The 21,245-nt window shown below is 38.7% G+C and carries 23 protein-coding genes; 15 read left to right on the forward strand and 8 right to left on the reverse strand.

The features are described from left to right. Positions 1–8: 8 nt before the first annotated feature. The 6 genes from serS to HMPREF2963_RS07245 all read right to left on the reverse strand — a co-directional run bounded on the left by serS (position 9) and on the right by HMPREF2963_RS07245 (position 5,982). Positions 9–1,286: a serine--tRNA ligase gene (gene serS / locus HMPREF2963_RS07220; RefSeq protein ID WP_070669295.1), complete on the reverse strand. Its 1,278-nt coding sequence runs from the start codon at positions 1,284–1,286 to the stop codon at positions 9–11. Positions 1,287–1,497: 211 nt separating this feature from the next. Then, a complete protein-coding gene (locus HMPREF2963_RS07225; RefSeq protein ID WP_003070388.1) occupies positions 1,498–1,869 on the reverse strand; it encodes a DUF956 family protein in 372 nt (123 codons plus the stop codon). Positions 1,870–2,015: 146 nt separating this feature from the next. Beyond that, the gene (locus tag HMPREF2963_RS07230; RefSeq protein ID WP_003070386.1) at positions 2,016–2,927 is read right to left on the reverse strand and encodes a PTS system mannose/fructose/sorbose family transporter subunit IID; all 912 of its coding nucleotides are present in this window, start codon (positions 2,925–2,927) and stop codon (positions 2,016–2,018) included. Between the two features lie 19 nt (positions 2,928–2,946). Further along, positions 2,947–3,753 (reverse strand): PTS mannose/fructose/sorbose transporter subunit IIC, encoded by an 807-nt coding sequence (locus HMPREF2963_RS07235; RefSeq protein ID WP_003070383.1) that lies wholly within the window; start codon positions 3,751–3,753, stop codon positions 2,947–2,949. 17 nt (positions 3,754–3,770) lie between these two features. Beyond that, positions 3,771–4,760: a PTS sugar transporter subunit IIB gene (locus HMPREF2963_RS07240; RefSeq protein ID WP_003070382.1), complete on the reverse strand. Its 990-nt coding sequence runs from the start codon at positions 4,758–4,760 to the stop codon at positions 3,771–3,773. A gap of 409 nt (positions 4,761–5,169) precedes the next feature. Beyond that, positions 5,170–5,982: a Cof-type HAD-IIB family hydrolase gene (locus HMPREF2963_RS07245; protein WP_003070380.1), complete on the reverse strand. Its 813-nt coding sequence runs from the start codon at positions 5,980–5,982 to the stop codon at positions 5,170–5,172. 106 nt (positions 5,983–6,088) lie between these two features. On the opposite strand from HMPREF2963_RS07245, the gene HMPREF2963_RS07250 reads away from it, so the two are divergent. From HMPREF2963_RS07250 to brpA, 5 genes are all read left to right on the forward strand, one after another. Then, entirely contained in the window at positions 6,089–6,688 is a 600-nt protein-coding gene (locus tag HMPREF2963_RS07250; protein WP_070669296.1) for a DUF1361 domain-containing protein, read from the forward strand. Positions 6,689–6,806: 118 nt separating this feature from the next. Then, positions 6,807–8,246, forward strand: coding sequence for an NCS2 family permease (locus tag HMPREF2963_RS07255; RefSeq protein WP_070669297.1), 1,440 nt, complete (start codon positions 6,807–6,809; stop codon positions 8,244–8,246). Between the two features lie 337 nt (positions 8,247–8,583). Continuing rightward, entirely contained in the window at positions 8,584–9,024 is a 441-nt protein-coding gene (gene tsaE / locus HMPREF2963_RS07260) for a tRNA (adenosine(37)-N6)-threonylcarbamoyltransferase complex ATPase subunit type 1 TsaE (RefSeq protein ID WP_003070375.1), read from the forward strand. Continuing rightward, complete coding sequence (locus HMPREF2963_RS07265) at positions 9,017–9,538, forward strand: GNAT family N-acetyltransferase (protein WP_003070373.1); 522 nt, start codon at positions 9,017–9,019, stop codon at positions 9,536–9,538. The genes tsaE and HMPREF2963_RS07265 overlap by 8 nt, the downstream gene beginning before the upstream one ends. 7 nt (positions 9,539–9,545) lie before the next feature. Further along, positions 9,546–10,637 carry a glycopolymer--peptidoglycan transferase LytR gene (brpA, locus tag HMPREF2963_RS07270; protein ID WP_039676503.1) on the forward strand — a complete coding sequence of 364 codons (1,092 nt, stop codon included), beginning with the start codon at positions 9,546–9,548 and terminating at the stop codon, positions 10,635–10,637. A gap of 55 nt (positions 10,638–10,692) precedes the next feature. Here brpA and HMPREF2963_RS07275 read toward each other — a convergent pair whose 3' ends face one another. Beyond that, the gene (locus HMPREF2963_RS07275; RefSeq protein WP_037597822.1) at positions 10,693–10,980 is read right to left on the reverse strand and encodes a hypothetical protein; all 288 of its coding nucleotides are present in this window, start codon (positions 10,978–10,980) and stop codon (positions 10,693–10,695) included. 9 nt (positions 10,981–10,989) lie between these two features. After that, positions 10,990–11,400: an HIT family protein gene (locus HMPREF2963_RS07280; protein WP_070669298.1), complete on the reverse strand. Its 411-nt coding sequence runs from the start codon at positions 11,398–11,400 to the stop codon at positions 10,990–10,992. Positions 11,401–11,469: 69 nt separating this feature from the next. Between HMPREF2963_RS07280 and HMPREF2963_RS07285 the strand changes: the two genes are divergently transcribed. The 10 genes from HMPREF2963_RS07285 (at position 11,470) to infB (ending at position 21,216) form a co-directional block, all read left to right on the forward strand. Beyond that, complete coding sequence (locus tag HMPREF2963_RS07285) at positions 11,470–12,201, forward strand: ABC transporter ATP-binding protein (protein WP_039676506.1); 732 nt, start codon at positions 11,470–11,472, stop codon at positions 12,199–12,201. Beyond that, complete coding sequence (locus HMPREF2963_RS07290; protein ID WP_049477007.1) at positions 12,198–13,244, forward strand: ABC transporter permease; 1,047 nt, start codon at positions 12,198–12,200, stop codon at positions 13,242–13,244. The genes HMPREF2963_RS07285 and HMPREF2963_RS07290 overlap by 4 nt, the downstream gene beginning before the upstream one ends. A 50-nt stretch (positions 13,245–13,294) precedes the next feature. Beyond that, positions 13,295–14,092: a cell cycle regulator CcrZ gene (gene ccrZ, locus HMPREF2963_RS07295; protein WP_006269344.1), complete on the forward strand. Its 798-nt coding sequence runs from the start codon at positions 13,295–13,297 to the stop codon at positions 14,090–14,092. Beyond that, a complete protein-coding gene (gene trmB, locus HMPREF2963_RS07300) occupies positions 14,089–14,724 on the forward strand; it encodes a tRNA (guanosine(46)-N7)-methyltransferase TrmB (protein ID WP_020999041.1) in 636 nt (211 codons plus the stop codon). Before ccrZ ends, trmB begins: the two co-directional genes overlap by 4 nt. A gap of 405 nt (positions 14,725–15,129) precedes the next feature. Further along, on the forward strand, positions 15,130–15,822 hold the full coding sequence (locus tag HMPREF2963_RS07305; RefSeq protein ID WP_003073834.1) for a VIT1/CCC1 transporter family protein: 693 nt from the start codon (positions 15,130–15,132) through the stop codon (positions 15,820–15,822). 211 nt (positions 15,823–16,033) lie between these two features. After that, a complete protein-coding gene (rimP, locus tag HMPREF2963_RS07310; RefSeq protein ID WP_006269953.1) occupies positions 16,034–16,522 on the forward strand; it encodes a ribosome maturation factor RimP in 489 nt (162 codons plus the stop codon). Between the two features lie 53 nt (positions 16,523–16,575). Continuing rightward, a complete protein-coding gene (nusA, locus tag HMPREF2963_RS07315; RefSeq protein WP_003078357.1) occupies positions 16,576–17,769 on the forward strand; it encodes a transcription termination factor NusA in 1,194 nt (397 codons plus the stop codon). Between the two features lie 10 nt (positions 17,770–17,779). After that, positions 17,780–18,076: an RNase P modulator RnpM gene (gene rnpM, locus HMPREF2963_RS07320; protein ID WP_003070354.1), complete on the forward strand. Its 297-nt coding sequence runs from the start codon at positions 17,780–17,782 to the stop codon at positions 18,074–18,076. Next, positions 18,069–18,368 (forward strand): YlxQ-related RNA-binding protein, encoded by a 300-nt coding sequence (locus HMPREF2963_RS07325; protein WP_020997605.1) that lies wholly within the window; start codon positions 18,069–18,071, stop codon positions 18,366–18,368. The genes rnpM and HMPREF2963_RS07325 overlap by 8 nt, the downstream gene beginning before the upstream one ends. Before the next feature lie 16 nt (positions 18,369–18,384). Continuing rightward, positions 18,385–21,216, forward strand: a complete 2,832-nt coding sequence (infB, locus tag HMPREF2963_RS07330; RefSeq protein ID WP_020997606.1) for a translation initiation factor IF-2 — start codon at positions 18,385–18,387, stop codon at positions 21,214–21,216. Positions 21,217–21,245 lie beyond the last annotated feature (29 nt).

The following is a 21,245-nucleotide window of genomic DNA, read 5'->3' on the forward strand; positions in this document are numbered from 1 at the left end:
TTTTTATGTTACTTCGGTGCGATGACATCTACACCACCCATGTATGACCGTAGCACTTCTGGAATCGTAACAGAACCATCTTCATTTTGATAATTTTCAAGAATAGCTGCAACGGTACGACCAACTGCAAGACCAGAACCATTCAAAGTATGTAGAAGTTTAACTTTGCCGTCTGCTTCGTCACGGTAGCGGATTTTGGCCCGGCGAGCTTGGAAATCTTCAGTATTAGAACAGCTGGAGATTTCACGGTAGGTGTTTTGAGCAGGAATCCAAACTTCCAAGTCGTAGGTCTTAGCAGCAGAGAAGCCCATATCCCCTGTAGAAAGAGCTACAACACGGTAAGGAAGATTCAGCTTTTGCAGGATGTTTTCAGCGTTTGCAGTCATCTTTTCCAGCTCTTCATAAGATTCTTCTGGTTTGGTAAATTTGACCATTTCCACTTTGTGAAATTGATGCAAACGAATCAAACCACGGGTGTCACGGCCGGCAGAACCAGCTTCGGAACGGAAAGACGGACTCATGGCTGTGAAGTAGATTGGCAAGTCTTTCCCGTCTAAAATTTCCCCTCGGTAGTAATTTGTCAAAGGAACTTCAGCAGTTGGAATGAGAACATAATTAGCGTCGCACAATTCAAAAGTATCTTCTTTGAATTTTGGATATTGACCTGTTCCAAACATTGAATCATGATTAACCATGTAAGGGGGGATGACCTCTGTGTAGCCCTCTTTTTGATGCTCGTCTAACATGAAATTGTAGATAGCACGTTCTAAACGAGCGCCAAGTCCCTTGTAGAAGAGGAAGCGAGCGCCAGTGACTTTTGCTCCGCGTTCCCAGTCTAGAATATCAAGATTTTCTCCAAGATCCCAGTGAGCTTTTACTTCAAAGTCAAACACACGTGGTGTCCCCCAACGGCGGACTTCTACATTATCATCTTCATCAGCGCCTACTGGTACACTATCGTGAGGAATATTTGGTAATGTGGTTGTAAATTCAGTTAATGTAGCGTCAATTTCTGCTAATTTTGCGTCTAATGCTTTCACTTCGGCAGATAATTTTTGCATGGCAGCAATTTTATCATCAGCATTTTCTTTATTACGTTTTGCTTGGGCAATTTCTGCTGACACCGTATTTCGTTCTGCTTTTAAATTTTCGACTTTAACCAAGAGTTCACGGCGTTTGCTATCAAACTCTTTCATTTTATCAAGTGTTACAGCATCAACGCCGCGAGTTGCTAGTTTTTGTGCAATAGTATCAAAATCTGTGCGAATGCGTTTAATATCTAACATAAGACCTCCTATAATAAAAGTGCACCTGTGAAACTGTTGGAGTGGCAGGGCCACGGTTCCATCCAACTTCACATAAGTGCACTTGATTATTTATGAAATTAGTATTACGGTAGAATTTCAAGCTAGCTCTCTATCTGCTCACAGCTGCCGCAGACTTTCTGAAAGAGATACTAGATTTACTTATCCGTTTCTTACGATTATACAAAAATTCTTATTTTTTTGCAAATAGATTTTTAAAAAATTGACCAATTGTTTGAATCAGTGTTGGTAGTTTAACGACTTTGTCATTACCGATATGATTTCGGGCATGTTTCAAAATAGTCCCAGCATCTTTTGAGGCAAAGAGGAATTTACCTTTGTCGGTAAAAACTTCAAAATGACGACTAATTCGTTTGCCCGAAACATTAGCGCCAATTTGATTGATAGTATCCCAAGGGATTTGGATGTAATCTTCAACATTGGCATCCGCATAAAATTCAAGTGCTTTATCTCCAATTAAAAATTTACCAACTTTTCCTCCAATTCCCAGATAAGAAGTTCCGGTTGTTTGAAAATCAATTTTTGTATTTTGTGATTGTGCCATCTTTCCCTCTTTTTCTTAAATCTTTCCTTTTCATTATACCATATTTGCATTGAAAAATTTTTATTTTCTTCTTTGAAAGGTATCTTTGATTGCCAAATTTTAAAAATTTAACAGTAAAAAAAGAAGGCTTCTGCCTTCTTTTCATTTTACATCAAACCAATAACCTTGGCGATAATACCAACGATGAATAATCCGATGATGATAGTGATTGGTGAAACTTTCTTCTTAAGCAACCACATGCAAAGGAAAGTAAGGAGAAGTCCCATCAAACCAGGAATCAATGAATTCAATTGACCTTGTAGCGTGTTTGCTCTTTCAGGAGTTAAGCTAAGTCCATTTGCGACATCGCCTAAGATTTTTTGAAGCTGTTCACCACTTACAGCACCTTTAGGGAAATTGATGTAAGCTCCTTCTGAGAGTTTTGTTGAAGGAAGTTGAAGTGCAAAGCTAACATTTACCCAGCGTTCAACAAGCACAGCAAGGATGAACATACCGAGAATAGAAGCTCCTTTAGTGATATCTTGAAGGATACCGCCTGACATATCTTTAGTAATTTCAGAACCAGCTTTGTAACCGAGTTCTTGAGTGTACCACAAGAAGGCCATACGGATAAGATTCCAAAGAACGAAGAAGAGGATTGGCCCTATGATGTTCCCTGTTGAAGCAAGAGAGGCACCAAGAGCACCAAGGATAGGACGAACTGTGAACCAGAATACAGGGTCACCGATACCAGCAAGAGGCCCCATCATACCGATTTTAACCCCTTGAATGGCAGCATCATCAATTTCAACACCATTTGCTTTTTCTTCTTCCAAAGCAAGTGTAACCCCGATGATAGGTGCAGCTACGTATGGGTGAGTGTTAAAGAATTCCAAGTGACGTTCAAGAGCAGCAGCTTGGTCTTCTTTGTTAGTGTAGAGTTTTTTGATAGCCGGAATTAACGCATAAGCCCAACCTAAGTTTTGCATCCGTTCATAGTTCCAAGAACCTTGCAAGAAAGTTGAACGCCACCAAATTTTTTGACGATCTGATTTTGATAATTGAATTTTTTCTGTCATGATATTAGTAGCTCCTTTCTTAGTAGTCTTCTAAAATATCACCAATTGGGTCATTTGATGTAGCAGAACCTCCGCCGCCACCATTGCCACCTTTTTTAGAAAGGTTAAGGTAGATAAGAGCGATTGCAACACCGATTGTACCAAGAGCGATAAGAGTTAATTGGCTAACAGCTGCAAGTGCAAAACCGATAGCAAAGAATGGCCATACTTCGCGAGTTGCCATCATATTGATAACCATAGCATAACCAACGGCAACGACCATACCGCCACCGATAGCCATACCATCTGACAACCATGCAGGCATTGCAGAAAGTAAGTTTTGTACTGATTCAGCTGGGATAGCAAGAAGAAGCGCAGCAGGAATAGCGATACGCAAACCTTGAAGGACAAGAGCAAACAAGTGAGCACGTTCTACGCTTGCGATATCACCTTTTTTAGCAGCGGCATCAGCACCATGAACAAGGGCAACTGAGATAGTACGAACGATCATTGTAAGGAAAAGACCAGCAACAGCAAGTGGGATAGCAACAGCAGTTGCGACAGCAACACCTTTGTTTGTAAAGTCTCCACCTTGTACCATAATAATAGCGGCAGCAACAGATGCAAGAGCAGCATCAGGCGCAACAGCAGCACCAATATTTGCCCAACCAAGAGCGATCATTTGTAGTGAACCACCAAGCATTACACCTGCTTCCAAGTGTCCTGTTACAAGACCGATAAGTGTACATGCAACAAGTGGTTGGTGGAATTGAAATTGGTCTAAGATTCCTTCAAGTCCAGCAAGAAAGGCAACGAAGACCACTAAAATCATAGAAATAATTGACATATTCTAAATCCTTTCTATTATTGAACGTTGGCTTTATTAATTAAGTCAAACAAATCTTTTTTAGAGTCGTTTGGTACTTTACGTACGTCAAATTCGACTCCTAGGTCACGCAATTTTTCAAAGGTTGCAACGTCATCTTTATCCATTGACAAGACGTTATTGACCATTGTTTTACCCGTTGAGTGAGCCATTGAGCCAACATTAAGTGTTTTGATATCGACACCGCCTTCAACCGCACGGAGTGCATCTTGAGGAGTTTCAAAAAGAATCAATGCATGTGTGTTACCAAAACGAGGATCTTTTGCTACTGCAATCAATTTGTCGATTGGGACAACATTTGCTTTGACATTACCAGGTGCAGCTTGCTTGATCAGCTCCTTACGAAGCTTATCTTGCGCTACCGAGTCAGAAGCAACGATGATACGATCTGCTTTAGAATCTGGTGTCCAAGCAGTCGCAACTTGACCATGCAGAAGACGTGTATCGATACGTGCAAGATTGATTTTTAACTTGCCATCGCCAATAACGGTTCCTTCTGGAATAGTAGCCTGAGCAGTCGGTGCAGTCGGCGCACTTGCTACTTCGGCTACAGGATTTAGTTCTTCAGGAAGAGCTTTTACTCCTTCCTTGGCTTCTTTGATGATGTTTGCGACAACAGTGTCAACGCCAGCATTGGCATCCATCATTCGTTCTGTATAAGCTTGAATCAACATTGGCAGATTCAAACCTGTAATGATCGCGAACTTACGGTCAGGATTTTCACCCATTACGCGGCTAGCTTGGTTAAATGGAGAACCACTCCAAAGATCAGCCAAAACTAGAACTTCATCGTTCGCGTCAAAAGCAGCCACAGCATCATTGAACTTAGCATACAAATCATCAGGACCTTCGTTTGGCATAAAAGTTACAACTTGAACTTTTTCTTGCTCACCAAAAATCATAGAACCTGATTGATGAATACCAGCAGCAAATTCACCATGGCTTGCAATAATGATTCCGATACTCATTATTGTCTTTCCTCCTTATAAAATGTTTGACTTAAGTTTAAGAAAAATTTAAGACTATTTAAGTATAAAACGTTTTCATGAAAAATGCAATAGTTTAAGCTAAAAAAAGTCAAATTCTTTCATATTTTTGACAGATTGTAAACAGATAAGGCTAGTCATTTAAACAATATATTAACCTTGAAAAACGTTTACAAAAAATTATGAAAGTATGAAAAATATTCTTTCTTTTCTTGGAAAACATCGAACAGAAAAAGAAAACTCAATAAATAATTTAGAGAAATGTTAAATCCAAAAAGCTAAATTCATCATATAAAATTTATAGCATAAAACTGAATCCACTTTACTACATGATTTTGTAACAAACTACTAAAAAGAATCGGGCAGAAGACCTGTCCAACTCTAAGCATTGTTATAAAAATAGTTTCAATAATTGATGAGCCACTCCATCTTGATCATTGGTCAGTGGTAGTTGTTCATCTGCATAGGGAAGAAGTGTTTGACTAGCATTTTTCATAGCATAGCCTGTACCGGCAAATGCTAACATCTCTGTGTCATTGTGCTCGTCTCCGAAAGCAATTAAATCTTTTCGATCTACGTTCAGAATATCTAATAAATATTTTAAAGCAAAGGCTTTGTTTACACCCTTTGGAGTGCATTCAAGGATATTTAGTGGTCCTCCCCAAGTGTTGATAGAGAGCTGCTGTTGATAAAATTGATTCAATTCATCAGCTAAGGCATATTTATCAGTAGCGTGAGTTTGCAAGAGGATACAATTGGGATTTTTAGTCACTAAGTCAGGGATGAATTGATTTTCAGGTCGAAAGGATTCCACACCGAACAATTTTGGATCGGCAATTGCTTCATTTGGTGTTGTAATATAAAATTTCTTTCGGTACTCACCAGCGATGAAGTCCGCTTTAATTTCTTGTTTCCGTTTGACAATATCCAATAGATATTCTTTGTCTAAGGTGATGCATCTTTCTTGTTGCCATTTTTTCTCAGGAATATGAGTCAAAGAACCATTGAAATTAATCATTGGCGTATGTAACTCCAACTCTTTGTAAAATTCTCGTGCCATCCGATAAGGTCGTCCTGTTGTGATAACAACATGGTGGCCTTTTTTAGAAATTTTTTTGATCGTTTCTTTTGTAAATTCAGAAAGTTTGCTGTCAGAATTGAGCAAAGTTCCGTCTAAATCTACTGCAATTACTTTTTTTGTCATAATTTACTCTTTCATTTGTGCTGTTTTCTATTATAGCAGATTTTAAGATGAAAGTGCATAATTTGTGATATAATGTTTTCTTATATAATGAAGGAGGACATCGAGTATGCGTAAAACAATTATCATTCATATTTTCTTTGCAATCATTTCTGTTATCGTTTATGTCGAAGGAATTTTAACGAAGGGGCCGGATTTGATCTGGAATATGTTTTTAGCTTTGATTGCCTATGATACAGCTTTTCTAGCCATTCAGTTTAAAAAGAAATGGTTTTTCCTACCTGTCATTCTTCTTTGGCTAGCATTTTACCCCAATACGTTCTATATGATTACGGACTTGGTACACATGCACTGGGTGAGTGATACCTTGTGGAATCGAGAAAGCTTACATCTTTTTATGGCATTTGTTCCAAGTATTTTCTTTGGAGTTTTATGTGGAATTGAGAGCTGGAACATGATTGTACATTATTTAAAGTTGAATTGGTGGATAGAGTATTTAGCTATTGGAGCAGTGTCGTTTTTATCTAGTTTAGCCATTTATATAGGTCGTTATGATCGACTTAATTCTTGGGATTTAGTTAGTCATCCTACACTAGTTTTTGAGCGTCTGGCAGCGTCTTTGCAGCGGGAGAGTCTGCTGTTCATTTTAGGGTTTACCTTTATTCAAATCATGTCCTTGGTCTTTTTGAGTAAAAATCAGTCTAAATAAAGATTTTATATAAAAATTGCTGTGATAGTTTGTTTATTTTTTGAAAAAAACGTTGAAATTGTGAATGTTTTGTGTTATTATATCTACTATCGTTCGTAAATTTTAAGGAGATTTAAAAATGGACAAGCTTTTTAAACTAAAAGAAAACGGTACAACTGTTCGTACAGAAGTTCTTGCTGGTTTAACCACTTTCTTTGCAATGAGTTATATTCTCTTTGTCAATCCTGAGATGCTCAGTCAAACAGGGATGCCGGCTCAAGGTGTTTTTTTGGCGACAATCATTGGGACTGTTGCTGGAACGATGATGATGGCTTTGTATGCCAATATTCCTTATGCTCAGGCTCCTGGTATGGGATTGAATGCTTTCTTTACTTATACCGTTGTTTTTGCGCTTGGTTATACTTGGCAAGAAGCACTAGCGATGGTTTTTCTTTGTGGGATTATCAGCATTATTGTTACGCTAACCAAAGTTCGTACAATTATTATTCATGCAATTCCAGAAAGTTTAAAATATGCTATTTCTGGTGGGATTGGGATTTTTCTAGCTTACATTGGAGTTAAAAAAGCTGGACTTTTGAAATTCTCAATTGATCCGGGAACTTATAGCGTTACAGGAAAAGGTGCTGATAAGGCACAAGCAGCTATTACAGCCAATGGAATGGCAACACCGGGCTTGGTAGATTTTAACAACCCAGCTGTTCTTGTAGCTTTATTTGGAATTTTCATCACCATTTTCTTTGTTTTGAAACGTGTACGCGGAGGTATTGTGTTATCTATTGCGGCAACCACAATCGTAGCCATTTTAGTGGGAGTTGTAGATCTTTCAAAAATCAATTTTGCTTCCAATAATATCGGTGCTGCTATTCAGGATTTGGGAAAGATTTTTGGTGCAGCTTTAGGCAAAAACGGTTTGTTAGCTTTATTTGCAAAACCTTCTCGCATCCCAGAAGTGCTTCTTGCTATTTTGGCCTTTTCATTAACAGATATTTTTGATAACATCGGAACGTTGATTAGTACAGGGCGCAAAGCGGGCATCTTTAACATTGCAGATGAAGAAGCTGCTAAAGATTCGTCTGGTCTTCAAACTAAAATGGATAAGGCATTATTCTCAGACATGGTTGGGACAACTATTGGTGCGATTGCAGGGACTTCAAATGTTACGACTTATGTAGAAAGTGCGGCTGGAATTGAAGCGGGCGGTCGTACTGGATTGACAGCGCTTGTCGTTGCAGCTTTGTTTGCTGTGTCAAGTTTCTTTAGTCCACTTCTTGCTATTGTACCAACAGTAGCAGTAGCACCTATTCTTATCATTGTGGGAATGATGATGCTCTCTAGCATGAAAGATATTGAATGGGACGATTTATCAGAAGCAGTACCAGCATTCTTTACATCCGTTTTCATGGGCTTTACTTACAGTATTACTCATGGTATTGCTGCAGGTTTCATCATGTATGCTTTTGTGAAAATCATCAAGGGTGAAGCTAAGGAAGTTCATCCCATTATCTGGGTATTGGATGTCTTATTTATCCTAAACTTTATCAGTCTAGCTCTGGCTTAATGATTGAAAAAATGAGGTTGGAACGAAAGTTCCTAGCCTCAAAGCATACTGTTGAATAAATCACCGATACAGCAGTTGATTGCTCAAAGCACAGCTTTGAGGAGGTAAATAGAGATTGCGAAGCAAGTCTCAAGAATAGTTGCTTTTCAAACTGAGAAGAGTCTTTTTAACAAAAACTCTGTTTCCTTTATCCATTACCTCAATAGTCTCTCAGACTGTTGAGCATATTTGTGGGAGTGAGATTACGAACTAAAAATTTTCAAAATGAGTTCTGTCCCACCCCTTTTTCTTTTGTCAAATTTTAGCAGAAAACGAAAAATTTTGATATAATAGTAAAATGTTTAGTCATAATGAAAATGAGTTAATGGCGTGGGGTGAGAAATTAGGCGCTTTACTCCAAAAACAAGATGTTTTGATTTTAACAGGTGATCTAGGAGCTGGAAAAACAACCTTTACCAAAGGATTAGCACGCGGGCTAGATATCAAACAAATGATTAAAAGTCCGACCTACACGATTGTTCGGGAATATGATGGCCGCCTTCCACTCTATCATTTGGATGTGTATCGCATTGGGGAAGATCCAGATTCGATTGATTTAGATGACTTTCTCTTTGGTGAAGGGGTGACAGTCATTGAATGGGGTGAATTATTGGAAGATAGTTTACCAAGCGATTATCTCAAATTGACGATTCTAAGAAAAAATGATGGTCGAGAATTGATCTTTGACGCAAAAGGTCATCGAGCTGAGAATTTACTTGAGGAACTTTTCAATGGCTGAGTTAGAATTGCTGATAAGAGAAGCAGAGATTCAGGATGCTGTACATTTGATTGATTTTCTTAATCAGGTTGGGCAAGAGTCAGATTACATGACATTAGATGACGCAGGGATTTTGATGACAGAAGAGCAGATGAGCTCTTTCATTGAACATCAGGCCGCGTCAGATAATCAGATTTATCTAATTGCACTATTAGATAATGAAATTACTGGTCTTGTGAGTATCACAGCTGATTTTCATGAGCGGATTCGACATATTGGGCAGATCTTTATCGTGGTTAAAAGAGCATTTTGGAATCAAGGCATAGGAAAGTTTCTTTTAGAAGAGGCGATAAATTGGGCAGAGAATTCTGGAGTGATTCGGCGATTAGAATTGACTGTACAAGCAAGAAATGAACGTGCTGTTCATTTGTATCAGGCATTTGGGTTTGAGATTGAGGGCGTTCAAAAAAGAGGGGCCTATCTTACAGAAGGGGAATTTCTTGATGTTTATCTAATGGGAAAACTGATAGACTAGAATAAATATGTTTAAAAAAATTATCTTAATGTTTTTGAGCTTATGCCTTGTAACTATCGCGGGGCTAGGCGTTTATGGTTTTACTATTTATAACCAATCAACAGATGCTTTGTCTAAGACTTATAAAAGCTTTGGGAAAGAAACAAATGTGATTGCCGCTACCAAACCTTTGACCTTGCTTTTGATGGGGGTGGATACAGGTAGTGGATCACGCTCAGATCGGTGGGCTGGAAATAGTGATTCCATGATTCTCGTAACAGTTAATCCTAAGACAAAAAAAACGACAATGATGAGTTTGGAAAGGGATATTCTTACCAAAATTAAAACCGCTGATGGGACAACGCAAGCAAAACTTAATGCAGCTTATGCTAATGGTGGTGCCGAACTAGCGATTTCAACGATTCAAAAAATGATGAATATTCACATTGATCGTTATGTTCTGATCAATATGAAAGGTCTGGTACAATTAGTTGATGCTGTTGGAGGCATTACGGTCAATAACACCCTTGGTTTTCCTATCTCGATTGAAGAAAACGAGCCAGAATACAAAGCAGTTGTTGAACCAGGGAAACAACATATCAATGGTGATCAAGCACTGGTCTATTCGCGGATGCGTTATCAAGATCCGGAAGGGGATTATGGACGTCAAAAGCGCCAACGTGAGGTGATTCAAAAAGTAGTCCAAAAAGTATTGAGTTTAAATAGTGTTAGTCACTATCAAGCTATTTTAAAGGCTGTTAGCAATAATATGCAGACGAATGTTGAGTTGTCTTCTGGTAGTATTCCTCAATTATTAGGTTATCAAGATGCTTTCAAGAATATTAAAAGTAAGCAGTTAAAAGGCGAAGAAGCAACCCTAGCAGATGGTGGTTCTTATCAAATCGTCACATCAGAGCATTTATTGGAAATGCAAAATATTTTGAGAAAATCATTAGGTTTGGAAGAAGTGACTAAATTGGAAACAAATGCTGTTGTATATGAAGAACTGTATGGCAACGCTGTTCCTAGTTCTGGTCAATCAGGGAGTGGTATAGTAAATGGTGTGACCGATTCATCAGCCTACTCAAACAGTTCGTATGGGGCAGATCCAAATGGATAGTATTATGTGCAGTAATAAAAAGGAATTTAGCCAAATGCTAAATTCCTTTTTATATCTATTTTTTGTGAGCATTCCAGGTATCTTGTATTTGCTGAAGACGTGCAGTAGCTTCTTGTTCAAAGAGTTTAAATTGGTAAGTCAAATCCTGTGAAATAGCTTCTAAATGGCTTTTTTGTGCTTGAATGATTTGTACATTTTTTTGAATGTTTTGAAGGTCCTGCTGTATACTATTTATAGAATCATAGGTTTCAACAGCTTCATCCATGATTTTTTTTCTATTTTTAACAAGGTAAAAACTGGCAGTAGCTGCACCTGTGAATAACAATAAATTGCTAAATTTCATAGTTTCTCCTTAGGCATTTGAAATTTTTTCGGCTAAAGCTGCCAATGCAGGGAAGTCGGGTTCGTGAGCAACAAAGGTTACGTTCAAATCATCATCTTCAGTATAACGTGGCGCTAAGTGGACATGTGTATGAAAGATAGTTTGACCAGCGATTTCTTCGTTATTATTGATGATATTCATTCCTTTTGCGTCAGTCGCCTTCATCACTTTACGAGCAATAGTTGGTATGCATGCAAAGAGTTGGCCGGCTGCTTCCCCGTCCATTTCAAGCATATTACGAAAATGTTCTTTTGGTACAACTAAGGTGTGCCCAGGAGTAACTTGTGAAATATCTAAAAATGCCAAGACTTGCTCATCCTCGTAAACTTTAGAAGATGGAATTTCTCCTGCAATAATCTTACAAAAAATGCAATCTTCCATCAAAATTTACCTCCACTTTGCTAGATTTTGTTATAATATAAGAACATTATACCAGAATTTGGAGAAAATATGTTAGAAATAAAAGGGCTTACAGGAGGCTATGTGAATATTCCTGTTTTAAAAGATGTTAGTTTTACAGTAGGAAATGGCGAACTAGTAGGGTTGATTGGCTTGAATGGTGCGGGTAAATCTACAACAATCAATGAAATTATTGGACTTTTAACTCCTTATAAAGGGGAAATTTTAATTGACGGCGCTAAACTGCAAGACAATCCCATGGCTTATCGTAAGAAAATTGGATTTATTCCAGAGACTCCTAGTTTATATGAGGAATTGACTTTAAGAGAGCACATTGAAACAGTTGCTATGGCTTATGATGTCGATCAAGAGGTAGCTTTTGCGCGCGTGGAGCAATTATTGACCAAGTTTCGCTTGAAAGAAAAATTGGATTGGTTCCCCGTTCACTTTTCAAAGGGAATGAAGCAAAAAGTCATGATTATTTGCGCCTTTGTAGTTGATCCGAGTCTCTTTATCGTGGATGAGCCATTTTTGGGACTCGATCCAGTAGCGATTGCTGATTTGATAGAGCTTTTGAAAGATGAAAAGACGAAAGGCAAGTCTATCCTGATGAGTACGCATGTGTTGGACTCAGCAGAAAGAATGTGTGATTCATTCGTGATTTTGCACAAGGGGGAAATCCGAGCGAAAGGTAACTTATCAGAGTTGCAATCAGAATTTTCTATGCCAGAAGCTAGCCTGAATGAGATCTATCTGGCATTGACAGAAGAGGCAAGCCTATGAAAGAAGTGTTTCAAAAGCGCAAGCAAGTATTTCGCAATCAATGTTTGAAATATTCACGCTATGTTTTTAACGACCATTTTGTTCTATTTTTATTAGTTTTTATTGGCTTTTTAGCTGTTCAATATAGTCAACTGTTGCGAAATTTTCCTAAAAATCACCTGCCAATTATTCTTGCTTTAGCAGTTCTTTTGGTGTTCTTGTTGCCTTTGGGAAGAATTGCAACGTATATGGAAAAGCCAGACAGTCTATTTTTGTTGGTCAAAGAAGAAGAATTAAAAAGTTATTTACAAAAACAAATGTGTTCATCTTATTTATTATGGAGTGTATTTCAAACGGCTATTCTATTACTAGCAGCGCCACTCCTTTTGGCGCTAGGATTACCATTTTGGGGATGGTTTATTCTTGTATTTTTTATGTTAATAGCAAAATGGTTTCTATTTTTGAAAAAGAGCCAAAGATTTTATCAAGGTGTAGGCATAAATTGGAGCTATCTCATTGACTACGAAGAGAGACGAAAGCAGACAATCTTGCGTTTTTTTGCTCTCTTTACCAATGTAAAAGGAATCTCCAATAGCGTGAAACGCCGAGCCTATCTTGATAGTTTGACGAATATTTTGCCAAAAAGGCAATCAACCACCTGGCAGAATATGTTTTTACGCTCTTATTTGCGAAATGGTGATTTTCTGGCTTTGACCATGCGGTTGCTATTTCTATCTCTTTTAGGAATTGGCTTGCTCGGTCAATCTTGGATTGCGGCTGTTTTTGTGATACTGTTGAATTATCTTTTGCTATTTCAATTGACCGCTTTGTACAATGCTTTTGATTATCAATATTTGACATTCTTATTTCCTCTAGAAATCGGATTAAAGTTAAAGGGTGTGAGACAAGTGATTGTTCTTGTTGGTTACAGTGTGCTGTTAGTTGAAACAATTATGGCGTTGCTATTTTTCCAAGATAGAGTTGCATTGCTTTTCATGGCAGGAGTTACACTATTGCTTTATTTTCTCTATTTACCAGTTAAATTAAAAAGTTTGGTTGACTAAAGGAAGTAAAATTAGTAAAATAGATAGGAAACTTTTTACGGAGGGGAATCATGGACTTGGTTGATAATGAGCTAACTCTGACACCGATTGCAGGTAAAAGTGGAAAAGCCTACATGGGCACCTATCCAGATGGGGCGCGCGTTTTCGTCAAGATGAATACAACCCCAATCTTAGTAGGTTTAGCTAGAGAACAAATTGCACCACAGCTATTGTGGAGTCGTCGCATGGCAGATGGTAATGTCATGAGCGCGCAAGAGTGGCTGTCAGGAAAAATTTTGACACCGGATGAAATGGATAAAAAGCAAATTGTGAATATTTTGACAAGATTGCACCGTTCACGTCCGTTAATGACGCAATTACGCCGGCTAGGTTATGCTCTGGAAACTCCAGCAGATTTAGTTGAGTCTTGGTTAGATCGTGCGCCAATTGCACTTAGTCATAATCATTATTTGCGATCTGTTTTAAAAGATATGCACAGTAGTCTGCCACAATTTCGTGAGGATTATGCAACGATTGTACATGGCGATGTTCGACATAGCAATTGGGTTGAAACAGATAGCGGTTTGGTGTATTTGGTAGATTGGGATTCTGTGCGTTTGACAGATCGAATGTTTGATGTAGCCCATATGTTAAGCCACTATATTCCAGAAGTACGTTGGAAAGAATGGTTGACCTATTATGGCTATCGGTATAATGCAACCGTATTGAAGAAATTATACTGGTATGGTCAATATGCTTACTTGTGCCAGATTGCCAAGTACTATGAGAATGCAGACTTAGAAAATGTGAATCGGGAGATTTATGCACTACGTAACTTCCGTTCAAAATACGGAAGAAAGGTATTATGAGAGTCAGGAATCGTAAGGGAGCGACGGAATTACTAGAAGCGAATCCCCAGTATGTGATTTTAAATCCTACTGAAGCAAAAGGCAAGTGGCATGAGATTTTTGGAAATAATTACCCTATTCATGTTGAAGTAGGGAGTGGAAAAGGTGCATTTATTTCAGGAATGGCAAAAGCTCATCCAAAAATTAACTATATTGGAATTGATATTCAAAAATCTGTTTTGAGTTATGCTTTGGACAAGGTTTTAGCGACAGATGTTCCAAATATCAAACTTCTTTGGGTAGATGGTTCTGATTTGACTAACTATTTTGAAAATGGGGAGATTGATCGCTTGTACCTGAATTTTTCTGATCCTTGGCCTAAGAAACGTCATGAAAAGCGTCGTTTGACCTATAAATCTTTTCTAGATACCTTTAAGCGGATTTTACCAGATCATGGTGAAATTCACTTTAAAACAGATAATCGTGGTCTCTTTGAGTATAGCCTTGTTAGTTTTTCCCAATATGGTATGAAACTAAATAGCGTTTGGTTGGATTTACATGCGAGTGACTTTGAAGACAATGTGATGACAGAATACGAGCAAAAATTTGCTAATAAAGGCCAAGTCATTTATCGAGTCGAAGCAGCGTTTTAATGTAAAATAAATAATGAAAAAGGCCATGCGGTCTTTTTTGGTTTTCAGGAAAATAGGTTAAATAACGAAGTAGTAGCCGATATTTCAAGCAATAAAATGGTTTTGAGAAGTGTTCTCAAAACCATTCACGAGTACAAAAATAGTGACAGCATAACGATTCAAAATGTTACAGAAGATTGTGCTATCCATCAGAGGGCTTTTCCTTAACTTTAAAGCTAGCTATAATTTGTTACAATTGTCTTGCCTTATGTCTGCTAAACAGTAAAGTTATCATTTTTTGAGTAGATGCCTAAGGAATTTTATCTTAAAATAGTGGAACTTTTCTCATTTTCCGATTTTTTATTGTGTCCTATGAGATTTTTATTTATAATAATTCTAAATAAAAAAGAAAAGAGAAGTTTTAGGATGACAAATAATCAGGAGATTGATAAGAACTTTAGCGGTCGACTAAATATTTTACGGGCTGGAGTATTGGGGGCTAATGATGGTATTATTTCTATTGCGGGTGTCGTTATAGGAGTAGCAAGTGCAACGGAAAGTGTTTGGATTATATTTCTTTCAGGTTTAGCGGCAGTATTTGCAGGAGCTTTTTCCATGGCAGGTGGTGAATATGTATCTGTTTCAACCCAAAAGGATACGGAGAAGGCTGCAGTTGCCAGAGAACGAGTACTTTTAACAAAAAATCCAGAGATTGCTAGACAGTCACTTTATGCAGCTTATATCCAGAATGGCGAGTGTGAGACATCTGCCCAACTCTTGACCAATCGAGCTTTTTTGAAAAATCCGCTTAAGGCTTTGGTAGAAGAAAAATATGGACTTGAGGTGGAAGAATTTACAAATCCATGGCATGCAGCAATATCTAGTTTTATTGCTTTTGCAGTAGGAGCCATCTTTCCAATGTTAACCATAGTTTTCCTTCCTGCTAGCTATCGCATTCCAGCAACAGTCATTGTTGTTGCTTTAGCATTGTTAGGGACGGGATATACTAGCGCTAAATTAGGAAAAGCACCGATAAAAAATGCCATGATTCGAAATTTAGTCATTGGACTTTTGACCATGACAGTGACTTATCTTGTAGGTCAATTGTTTGTTATTTAAGTCCAAAATAAAAATTGTGTGGGGCGTGGTTTTAATGATAATTTCTTTTATTGAGTGTTATGGTGAATTTGCTTAAGAATGATTTGTTAGACACAATTATCAAATCAAATAAAATACAAGAATAAATTTTCTTGTATTTTCCTTTTTCTTATGCTATAATGTAGATAATGAATATGAAAGAGAGGCGAGGAAATATCTTCGCCTCTTATCTGTGAGGAGGTGTAGTCTTATCACAACGATTGTCAAATTAGTAAAAGAAGTTGTTGAACCGGTCGTTCAAGAGCCGTATGAATTAGTGGATATTGAGTACGGTAAAATGGGGAGTGACCATGTTCTTAGTATTTTTGTAGATAAGCCAGGAGGAATCACTGTAAATGATACGGCAGAATTGACGGACATCATCAGTCCACTTTTGGATACGATTAAGCCGGATCCCTTTCCTGAGCAGTATTTTCTTGAAGTAACTAGCCCAGGGTTGGAACGTCCGCTGAAAACGAAAGAACAACTAGCAGCTGCAGTTGGGGAATATATCCATGTTAGTCTGTATCAAGCACTTGATAAAAGTAAAGTCTTTGAAGGGACACTGCTTTCTTTCGAGGAAGATCATTTAACAATGGAATATATGGATAAGACTCGTAAGAAAGTTGTTCAAATTCCTTACCAGCTAGTATCCAAAGCAAGATTAGCAGTCAAATTTTAGCAAGAATATAATAAAGAAAGGATTGCTTTTGTTTCCACAAAAGCTGAAAAAACATGAGTAAAGAAATGCTAGAGGCCTTCCGTATTTTGGAAGAAGACAAAGGGATCAAAAAAGAAGATATTATCGAAGCGGTGACGGAGTCACTTCGTTCGGCTTATCGTCGTCGCTATGGTCAAGCAGATAGTGCAGCCATTGAATTCAACGAAAAAACAGGAGATTTTCGTGTTTATACCGTTCGTGAAGTGGTAGACGAAGTTTTTGATAGCCGTTTAGAAATCAGTTTAAAAGATGCTCTTGCTATTAGCTCGGCTTATGAACTTGGTGATAAAATAAAATTTGAAGAGGCACCAACTGAATTTGGACGGGTAGCAGCTCAGTCTGCTAAGCAAACGATTATGGAAAAAATGCGCAAGCAGACACGCGCAATCACTTACAATAAGTATAAAGAACATGAAAATGAAATCATGTCAGGAACAGTCGAGCGCTTTGACAATCGTTTTATCTATGTCAATCTAGGTAGCATTGAAGCACAGTTGTCGAAGCAAGACCAGATTCCTGGTGAAGTATTTGCTTCTCATGACCGCATCGAAGTCTTTGTCTATAAGGTAGAAGACAATCCTCGCGGTGTCAATGTCTTTGTCAGCCGCAGCCATCCAGAAATGATCAAGCGTTTAATGGAGCAGGAAATTCCAGAAGTTTATGACGGAACAGTTGAAATCATGAGTGTTTCTCGTGAAGCAGGTGATCGGACTAAGGTTGCTGTACGCAGTCACAATCCCAATGTAGATGCAATCGGTACAATTGTTGGTCGTGGTGGTGCAAATATTAAGAAAATTACCAGCAAATTTCATCCGGCTAAATATGATGCCAAATCTGGCCGTATGATTCCTGTAGAGGAAAATATTGATGTCATTGAGTGGGTGGCAGATCCTGCAGAATTTATCTACAATGCGATTGCTCCTGCAGAAGTCGATCAAGTTATCTTTGATAGTGAGGATAGCAAGCATGCTCTTGTTGTTGTACCAGATAATAAGCTATCACTTGCTATTGGGCGTCGAGGGCAAAATGTGCGCTTAGCAGCTCATTTGACAGGTTATAGAATTGATATCAAATCTGCAAGTGAATTTGAAGCTATGGAAGAAGCAGGTGAGCTTGGTGGATTTGCTGAAGAAGCAGATGAATTTGCAACAATTGAAAGTCCTGTGGAAACAGAATTTTTAGAAAGTGAAGTTGAAGCAGAAGACTAAGGAGGGGGAAATGGCAAAAACAAGAAAAATCCCTTTACGAAAATCAGTAGTTTCTAATGAAGTTATTGACAAGCGTGATTTGCTTCGGATTGTCAAAAATAAAGAAGGCCAAATTTTTATTGACCCGACAGGAAAGGCCAATGGACGAGGAGCTTATATCAAGCTTGATAATGAAGAAGCACTTAAAGCTAAGAAAAAGCGAGTTTTTAACCGTAGCTTCAATATGGAAGTCGAAGAAGCATTTTATGATGAGCTGATTGCTTACGTGGATCATAAGGTTAAAAGAAGAGAGTTAGGTCTTGAATAAACAAAAATTAGCCAATTTACTTGGATTAGCACAACGAGCCAATCGTATCATATCTGGTGAAGAATTGGTCGTTAGGGCAATACAAGACGGAAAAGCAAAACTGGTTTTTTTAGCCAATGATGCTGCTCCGAACTTGACAAAAAAAATTACTGATAAAAGTCATTACTATAAAGTAGAAGTATCAACCGTGTTTTCAACACTGGAATTAAGCACTGCTGTGGGCAAGTCTAGAAAAGTACTTGCTATCACTGATGCTGGATTTACAAAGAAAATGAGGTCTCTTATGGAATAGAAGAGGAGGACAAGATTTGTCTAAAGTAAGATTATACGAAATCGCGAAAGAACTGGGAAAAGAAAGTAAGGAAGTTGTGGCGCGTGCAAAAGAGCTTGGTATTGAGGTGAAAAGTCATGCCAGCAGCGTTGAAAATGAAGTGGCCGCGCGTATCACAGCCAGTTTTTCCCAAGTAGCAGCTCCTAAAAAAGAAACGAATCAAAAATCAGATCAACCTTTGGCTAAAGAGCAGCAGTCGGCTTCAGCAGCAAAAGAAGTAACAATGACTGAAAAAGTAATGCCTAAGCCAGCAGCGCCGACACAAAAGTCGGAAGTAGAAAGAAAAGCTGCACCAGCGAAGCCAAAAAGTCGTAATTTTAAGGCTGAGCGAGAAGCGAAAGCGAAAGAACAGGCAGAACGACGAAATAAACAGCGAGAAAATCGGCCACAAAAACAACAAAATGGTGAAAAGCGAAATCGAGAAGAGCGCAATCCGCGTAATAATCGAAACAACCAAAATCGAAATGACCGTGGGAATCGCAGCGAGAAACGCGACAATCGCGATCATCGCAATCAGGATAATCGTCGTCAAGAACAAAATCGTTCAAATATTGCAAATCAGAATCGCCCTCAAACAAATCAAGGACCACGCATTGATTTCAAGGCGCGTGCAGCAGCTCTGAAAGCTGAACAGAATGCCGAATATGCTCGTGGAAGCGAGGAACGTTTTAAACAGGCTCAAGCTGCAAAAGCAGCTCAACGTGAGCAGAAGAAACGGAAAGAACCGGTAGAAGAATTATTCAAAGCAGCAGCGCCTATCGTGGAGGCTACGAAGCCGGCTCCACAGTCTCAAGTTGCCCCTGAGGCGGTTCCAACTCCTGCAGTTGATACTCGTCGGAAAAAACAAGCTCGACCAGACAAGAAACGTGATGACTTTGATCGCGAAGAAGATGGTCCAAGAAAACAACAAAAGAATCGAAGCAGTCAAAATCAAGTGAGAAATCAAAAGAATAGTAATTGGAATCATAACAAAAAAAATAAAAAAGGCAAGAACAATCGGAATAACACTCCAACTCCAAAACCAGTTACAGAACGCAAGTTCCATGAATTGCCTAAAGAATTTGAATACACAGAAGGTATGACCGTTGCAGAAATTGCAAAACGGATTAAACGTGAACCAGCCGAAATTGTCAAGAAACTCTTTATGATGGGGGTTATGGCAACGCAGAATCAATCGTTGGACGGCGATACTATTGAACTTCTGATGGTAGATTATGGCATTGAAGCACATGCTAAAGTTGAAGTTGATAATGCAGATATCGAACGCTTCTTTGTGGATGAAGATTATCTTGATCCAGATGCTTTAGTAGAACGTCCGCCAGTTGTGACCATCATGGGACACGTTGACCATGGGAAAACAACACTTTTGGATACCTTGCGTAATTCTCGTGTTGCTACAGGTGAAGCAGGTGGGATTACACAACATATTGGTGCTTACCAGATTGAAGAAAATGGTAAGAAAATTACCTTCCTTGATACACCAGGGCATGCCGCTTTCACTTCTATGCGGGCGCGCGGTGCTTCTGTCACAGATATTACGATTCTTGTCGTAGCAGCAGATGATGGAGTCATGCCTCAAACAATTGAAGCGATTAACCATTCAAAAGCAGCCAATGTGCCAATTATTGTAGCGATTAACAAGATTGATAAGCCAGGTGCTAATCCTGAACGTGTCATCGGTGAATTAGCTGAATATGGAGTTATGTCTACAGCATGGGGCGGTGATTCTGAATTTGTTGAAATCTCAGCTAAGTTCAACCAAAATATTGATGAACTGCTCGAAACCGTTCTCCTTGTAGCTGAAATTCAAGAGCTGAAAGCTGATCCAAAGGTTCGCGCAATTGGTACAGTAATCGAAGCGCGCTTGGATAAAGGAAAAGGTGCAGTTGCAACCTTGCTTGTTCAACAAGGTACCTTAAATGTACAAGATCCAATTGTTGTTGGTAATACTTTTGGTCGTGTGCGTGCTATGACTAATGACCGTGGACGTCGAGTGAAAGTTGCGGGACCATCGACACCAGTATCTATCACAGGTTTAAATGAAACACCAATGGCTGGTGACCATTTTGCCGTATATGAAGATGAAAAAGCAGCGCGTGCAGCTGGTGAAGAACGTGCAAAACGTGCTCTCATGAAACAACGTCAAGCAACGCATCGTGTTAGTTTGGAAAATCTCTTTGATACCCTTAAAGCTGGTGAAGTCAAGTCTGTCAATGTTATTATCAAAGCCGACGTACAAGGTTCAGCGGAAGCATTGACAGCATCTCTTCAGAAGATTGAAGTGGAAGGTGTTAAAGTAACAATTGTTCACTCAGCAGTTGGTGCGATTAACGAATCAGATGTCACTCTTGCGGAAGCTTCCAATGCCTTTATCATTGGTTTCAATGTTCGCCCTACTCCACAAGCTCGTCAACAAGCTGAAGCAGATGACGTCGAAATGCGTCTTCACAGTATCATTTATAAAGTGATTGAAGAAGTAGAAGATGCCATGAAAGGGATGCTTGATCCAGAATTTGAAGAAAAAATTATTGGCGAAGCTGTCATTCGTGAAACCTTCAAGGTTTCTAAAGTCGGTACCATCGGCGGATTTATGGTGGTTAGCGGTAAAGTAACTCGTGATTCTAAGGTTCGTGTCATTCGTGATGGCGTTGTTATCTTTGATGGTGCCCTTGCTAGTTTGAAACATTATAAAGATGATGTGAAAGAAGTCGGAAATGGACAAGAAGGCGGTCTCATGGTTGAGAATTACAATGACATCAAAGTGGATGACATGATTGAAGCTTACATCATGGAAGAAATCGCAAAATAATATAAATGAAAGGGAGACAGACTGTGATA

Source organism: Streptococcus sp. HMSC067A03 (genome assembly GCF_001814295.1).
GTDB lineage: Bacteria > Bacillota > Bacilli > Lactobacillales > Streptococcaceae > Streptococcus > Streptococcus constellatus.